Consider the following 6,025-nt stretch of genomic DNA (forward strand, 5'->3'; position numbering starts at 1 on the left):
GGGCTGGCCGACACCAAGTACCGGCCCTGCCCGCTGCTGACCAAATATGTCGAGGCCGGCTGGCTGGGGCGCAAGACCAAGCGCGGGTTTTACGACTATCGCGGCGAGACCCCGGTGCCGACCCGCTAGGCCCGGCGCCTCTTGCGGGCGGGGGCTTGCCGCCCCCCTTGAGCCTGCGGCTCAATTCCCCCCGCGGATATTTCCGGCAAGAGAAAGCGGTATCGGTGGCGCTCAGGGTCGCTCGCCGAGCGACAGCGTGCGCCGGCGCAGCGCGGCCATGAAACCGCGCGGATCGGTGGCCAGGGGCGCCATCTCGGCCTCGGTCAGGGGCTTGCCGACCACCGGCGCCTGCGGCTTGTTGCAGGCGCGCACGATCTCGTGCAGCAGCAGGCCCTGGCGCAGGATCGCCGAAACCCGGCAGGCGATCAGATAGGCGCGCGAATTGCGGCCGGGAAAGTAGATCGGCACCACGCGGGCGCCGGATTTGCGGATCATCTTGGCGGTGAAGACGTTCCATTCACGCTCGATCGCGGGGCCGAACCAGCTGTCCGAGGACATCACGACCCCCGAGGGGAACAGCGCCACCACCCCGCCTTCGGAGAGATGCGCCATCGCCTTGGCGCGCATCTCGACCATCTTGCGCTGTGCCTCGGGGTCATGCGGGAAGGGCACCGGGATCATGAACGAGGTGGCGGCCTCGTCGAGCCCGGTCAGCACCGAGCGGGTCAGGATGCGGTAATCCTGGCGGACGCGGCCGATCAGGTCGGCCAGGATCATGCCGTCGACCATGCCGTGAGGATGGTTGGCGACCACCACCACCGGGCCGGTGGCCGGGATATGGGCCAGCTGCGCCGCGGGGGTGGCGAGGTCGATTCCCATCACGTCGAGCGCCCCGCGCCAGAACTTCTGGCCGCGATACTCGGCGTTGGATTTCTCGAAGCGGCGCACCATGCGCAGGATGGTCAGCTTGCCGGTCAGCCATTCGATGGCGCGGATCGCGGCACCGGTCCAGGGGTTGTCGAAGCTGTTGGCATAGGTCAGCGTTCGGCGATCATAGATCTCCCCCTCGGGGGTCGGTTGCGGCGAGCTTTCGGCCAAATCTCTGTTCCTATTCCCGGATCGCAGCCGGATCCTCAGGCGCCTTCGCCGAACTTGTCGGCGACCAGCACCTCGATTGCGTCGGCCAGCGGCATCGCGTCGGGCCCGCTGGTCTGGACCTCGATCGTCGACCCCTTGGAGGCCGCCAGCATCAGCAACCCCATAATACTGTCACCGCAGGCACTCAAGCCATCCTTGCTGACTTCCGCCGCGGCGTCGAAACCTTCGACCACCTCCACCAGCCGCGCCGAGGCCCGGGCGTGCAGGCCCTTGATGTTCACGATTTTCAGGGAACGCGTCACCGTTTCGGTCATGAGATCAATCCGTGTTGATATTCTGGCTGTCGATATATTTGCGCCCGGCGTCAAGCGCCATGCGCACCGCTTCGGGCACCGGCATGTGGCGGCTTTTCGCCAGTTTGATCAGCATCGGCAGATTGGCCCCGTAGACGATCCGGCGGTTGTCGGGCGCGCAGGCACGCAGGCTGAGATTCGACGGCGATCCGCCGAACATGTCGGTCACCACGACCACGCCGTCGCCCTGGTCCACCGCATCGGCGGCGCGGCAGATCTCGTTCTGCTTCGCGGCCCGGTCATGATCGGCGTCGATGGTGATCGCGGTGACCCCGTTCTGCACCCCGACCACATGTTCGACGGCAGCCAGGTATTCTCTGGCCAGCCCGCCATGTGCCACGATCACGATTCCGATCACTCTTGTCAGTCCTTGTCACGCGCCTCAGATGCCGATTGTCGGCCAAGCCTTGCCTGGCGGTCCAGTTCGCGGTGCCTAATTGACACCTGCCAGCCCGCTTGTGCAAGGGCCTCGGCCAATCTTTCGGCGGCAAAGACCGATCTGTGCTGCCCGCCGGTGCAGCCGAAGCCAAGCGAGAAATGCGACCGCCCCTCCTCGAGGTAGGCCGGCAGCAGCATCAGCACCAGATCGCGGGTCCGTTCGAAGAAGGGGGCAAAGCGCGAATCGCCGGCGATATGGGCGGCGACGGCCGGGTCACAGCCGTCGAGCCGGCGCAGATCGGCCTGCCAGTAGGGATTGCGCAGAAAGCGGCAGTCGATCACCATGTCGGCGCCCAGCGGCAGGCCGCGCTTGTAGCTGAAGCTCTGCACCGTGAGGCCGAGCCTCTGGCCGCCCTGCGGCGCGAACCAGCGTTCGATCTGCCGGCGCAGCATATGCGGGCTGAGATCCGAGGTGTCGATCAGGATATCGGCGCGCTCGCGGATCGGCTCCAAGAGATCCTGTTCGCGCCGGATCCCGTCGACCGCGGTTTCGCCCGGCGCCAGCGGATGCCGCCGCCGGGTGGCGCTGAAGCGGCGCTGAAGCTCGGGCAGCGCGCAGTCGAGATAGAGCAGCTCGGGCGCCAGAGAGGGGTTGGCCTGCAAGCCGTCAAGCGCCGCCAGCAGCGCCAGCTGCGAGAAATCGCGGTTGCGCACATCCAGCCCCAGCACCATCGGCCGGTCGCTGGCCGGCCCCGAGAACAGCCGCTCGAGCAGGCCCAGGGGCAGGTTGTCGATGGCCTCGAAGCCGAGATCCTCGAAGACGTTGATCGCGGTCGAGCGGCCGGCGCCCGAGGGGCCGGTGACCAGCACCAGGCGCTGGCGCGCCCCGGACCGCGCCGCGCGGCTCATGGCGCCCGCCGCCCATGCGCCAGCATTTGCAGGATGGCGGCCGGGAAATAGGGTTCCGGCACCGCGTGCAGCAGCGGCAGGCTGCGCCCCAGCACCTCGGTGCGGCGCAGCGGCGGCAGCCGAGCGCTTTCTTCCTGGTCCAGGTCGATCACCATCACCACCTCTGTTGCGCCCGCGGGCTCGGCCCGCAGCAGCCCGACGCCGCGGGCCTCGATCAGGCCCCGGATGGCGGCGGGCGCCTCGGCCATGATCCGCCCGCCCTGTCGGTGCAGCGCCGTGCGGTCGTCAGAGACCAGCCGCGCCCCCAGCGCCATCAGTTGCAGGGCCAGCGAGGATTTGCCGCGCCCCGAGGCGCCAAGGATCAGCACCCCGCGCGCGCCCAGGGAGACGCAGCTGGCATGCAGGATCAGCGGCGCTGCGCCCCCCTCCAGACTGTCCTTGTTGCCGCCGGGTTGTGTCACGGCCCCGCCCCCGTTCAGACCGGCAGGCCCACCACGAAACGCGCACCCAGCGGTTCAGAGGTCGGGTCGGCGTCGGTGGGGCGGATGTTCTCGGCCCAGATCACGCCGCCATGGGCTTCGACGATCTGTTTCGAAATCGCCAGCCCGAGGCCGGAATTGTTGCCGAACTGCTCTTCGGGGCGCTGCGAATAGAAGCGGTTGAAGATCTTGCTCAGCGCCTGATCGGGAATGCCGGGGCCGGTATCCTCGACCACCACCAGAACCCGGTTCTCGCGCCGCCGGGCCCAGAGGCGGATGGCGTCACCCTCTTCGCAGAAGCTGATGGCATTGGTGATGAGATTGACGAAGACCTGTGCCAGCCGCGCCTCGAGGCCGCGGATATGGATCGCGGTCTCGGGCAGGTCGGTGATGAAATCGATGCCCTTGCTGCCGGCATCTTCGCCGAGATACTGCGCCAGGTTCTCGATCATGCCGAGAAGGTCGAACTGCTCCTCGTCCTCCTTCACCAGCTCGCTGTCGAGCCGCGAGGCGTTGGAGATGTCGCTGACCAGCCGGTCGAGGCGGCGCACGTCATGCTCGATCACGTCCAGCAGCTTCTCGCGGTGCTCGGGTTTCTTGACCAGCCGCAGCGACCCCACCGCCGAACGCAGCGAGGCCAGCGGGTTCTTGATTTCATGGGCGACGTCGGCGGCGAACTGCTCGTTGCTGTCGATACGGTCGTAAAGTGCCGAGACCATGCCCCGCAGCGCGCCCGACAGGCGGCCGATCTCGTCGGGGCGCGCAGTCAGGTCGGGGATGCGCACCCGGCCGGGATTGACCGTGCGCAGGTCGTTGTCGCGGCCGATCTCGGCGGCGGCGGCAAGATCGGAAAGCGGGTTGGAGATCGTCGAGGCCAGCACCATCGACAGCCCCACCGACACCACCAGCGCAATGGCGAACATCTGCAAGACGCGCTCGCGTTCGGCGCGCACCATCTGGTCAAGCTCGCCGGCGGCGCTGGTCAGCACCACCGCCCCGACGGCAGCGCCGTTGTGGAACACCGGCACCGAGACCGCGAAAACCCGGCTGTCGGCGGCGCCGCGCAGCGTGGTCAGCACCTCTTCGCCGGCAATGGCGCGGTCCGACAGACCGGCCGCCTGCTCGCCGGTCGGCGGCAGCGCGGGCTCGACCGGGGCGGTGTCGCCCGCCACCCGGGCCCAGAGCCAGTTCAGCGCCCCGGTCAGCGGCGTGCCGCGCGGCCGCGCGGCCAGCGCCTGCGCCGCCTCGTCGGTCTCGGTGCCGCTGGCGGTGGCGATCTGGTTGCGGCTGGCGTCGAAGACATAGACCTGGGTGCCGCGCCGCAGCGGCAGCTTGGCAAGCGTGCGCTCGGCATCGACCCCGTCGGCACTGGCCAGGTTGACCGGCGCCCCGGCCGGCATCTGCGCCTCGAGCGCGCCGGAGATCAGCCGCGCCTCGCTCATCAGGCCGGCGGCACGCTGCACCGCAAGACTGTCGCGGGCCGAGTTCAGATAGAGGATCCCGGCGACCATGACGCAAAGCGCGATCAGGTTGAAGGTGATGATCTTGCGGGTCAGCGGCGACCGGCCCAGCGGCAACAGCCGCCGCCTTTCGCGGCGTCCCCGCCGGTCTTCCTCGGCCGTGGTCTCGGGCGCCACCCAATCGTCGCCCAATACAACGTCACCGTCCCGTCCATGGGCCATGTCGCGCACGTTTATCCTTTCGGCCAAAGCCATGTCAGTGCTTACTCTTCGTTATACCTGTAACCGATCCCATAGAGCGTTTCGATCGCCGAGAAATCGTCGTCGGCGCTGCGCATCTTCTTGCGCAGCCGCTTGATGTGGCTGTCGATGGTGCGGTCGTCGACATAGACCTGATCGTCATAGGCCACATCCATCAGCTGATCGCGGCTTTTCACGAAACCGGGGCGTTGCGCCAGCGCCTGCAACAGCAGGAACTCGGTCACCGTCAGGGTGACGTCCTTGCCCTTCCAGCTGACCGAGTGGCGCAGCGGGTCCATCGTCAGATCGCCGCGCACCATGACCTTGGTGTCCTCGGTCTCGCCGACGATATTGCCCTCGACCGCGTCCTGGCGCCGCAAAAGGGCGCGGATGCGTTCGACGAGAAGGCGCTGCGAAAAGGGTTTCTTGACGTAGTCGTCGGCGCCCATGCGCAGGCCCAGAACCTCGTCGATCTCGTCGTCCTTCGAGGTCAGGAAGATCACCGGCATGGTGGTCTTCTGGCGCAGCCGCTGCAACAGATCCATGCCGTCCATGCGCGGCATCTTGATATCCAGCACGGCCATGTCCGGAAGCTTCTTGTTGAAGGCATCCAGAGCCTGCTGGCCGTCGTTATAGGTCTCGACTTCGAAACCCTCGGCTTCGAGAGTCATGGAAACGGATGTCAGGATGTTCCTGTCATCGTCCACCAAGGCGATTTTCGACATTGGTTGATGTCCTCATACTGCTCGCAATTATTTTCTGTTATTGGCCACATTATGCGCCTTTCGTGCAATTTAGATCAATCCCAAAGTGCGAATCACGTCAGATTGCTGCCTCATTTCAGCCCGAATTCGCTAACCAATGGCTAAAATGACTCACCGATCCGGGCCTGCCTCACAGGTTAAAGGATTTGATGGCGCTAACTTGCGCTTGGTTGCGCTAACTGCGCGAAACCGTCCTGTTCTTTCACGGAAGCGTCATGCTAAGAGCGCGATGTCGGCCCCCGATGGTGGCCGGCAGGGGCCCCGAAATCCGCCCCTGACAGATGAACTTTGCCGCCAGATATCCGGTCGGCCACAGGAGTTAGAACATGACATTTGGACGGGTA

The 6,025-nt window shown here is 66.4% G+C and carries 8 protein-coding genes; 1 reads left to right on the forward strand and 7 read right to left on the reverse strand.

The window, feature by feature from the left end; genetic code table 11:
- A partial coding sequence (locus ABZD10_RS12745; RefSeq protein WP_372887010.1) for a 3-hydroxyacyl-CoA dehydrogenase family protein occupies window positions 1–129 on the forward strand: 129 nt, incomplete at its 5' end.
- A gap of 102 nt (window positions 130–231) precedes the next feature.
- Here the strand turns inward: ABZD10_RS12745 and ABZD10_RS12750 are convergent.
- From ABZD10_RS12750 to ABZD10_RS12780, 7 genes are read right to left on the reverse strand one after another with little or no spacing between them, the layout of a single operon-like run.
- Entirely contained in the window at window positions 232–1,098 is an 867-nt protein-coding gene (locus tag ABZD10_RS12750) for a lysophospholipid acyltransferase family protein (protein ID WP_372887000.1), read from the reverse strand.
- Window positions 1,099–1,133: 35 nt separating this feature from the next.
- A complete protein-coding gene (locus ABZD10_RS12755) occupies window positions 1,134–1,412 on the reverse strand; it encodes an HPr family phosphocarrier protein (RefSeq protein WP_372887001.1) in 279 nt (92 codons plus the stop codon).
- Window positions 1,413–1,416: 4 nt separating this feature from the next.
- Window positions 1,417–1,809 carry a PTS sugar transporter subunit IIA gene (locus ABZD10_RS12760; protein WP_372887002.1) on the reverse strand — a complete coding sequence of 131 codons (393 nt, stop codon included), beginning with the start codon at window positions 1,807–1,809 and terminating at the stop codon, window positions 1,417–1,419.
- A 5-nt stretch (window positions 1,810–1,814) separates the two neighbouring features.
- Complete coding sequence (rapZ, locus tag ABZD10_RS12765) at window positions 1,815–2,738, reverse strand: RNase adapter RapZ (protein ID WP_372887003.1); 924 nt, start codon at window positions 2,736–2,738, stop codon at window positions 1,815–1,817.
- Window positions 2,735–3,199 carry an HPr kinase/phosphorylase gene (locus ABZD10_RS12770; RefSeq protein WP_372887005.1) on the reverse strand — a complete coding sequence of 155 codons (465 nt, stop codon included), beginning with the start codon at window positions 3,197–3,199 and terminating at the stop codon, window positions 2,735–2,737. Before ABZD10_RS12770 ends, rapZ begins: the two co-directional genes overlap by 4 nt.
- Before the next feature lie 14 nt (window positions 3,200–3,213).
- A complete protein-coding gene (locus tag ABZD10_RS12775; RefSeq protein ID WP_372887007.1) occupies window positions 3,214–4,932 on the reverse strand; it encodes a sensor N-terminal transmembrane domain-containing protein in 1,719 nt (572 codons plus the stop codon).
- An 8-nt stretch (window positions 4,933–4,940) separates the two neighbouring features.
- Window positions 4,941–5,642: a response regulator transcription factor gene (locus tag ABZD10_RS12780; RefSeq protein WP_372887009.1), complete on the reverse strand. Its 702-nt coding sequence runs from the start codon at window positions 5,640–5,642 to the stop codon at window positions 4,941–4,943.
- Window positions 5,643–6,025 lie beyond the last annotated feature (383 nt).

Origin of the sequence: Shimia sp., from assembly GCF_041624275.1 — a bacterium.
In the GTDB taxonomy this organism is placed as follows: domain Bacteria; phylum Pseudomonadota; class Alphaproteobacteria; order Rhodobacterales; family Rhodobacteraceae; genus Shimia.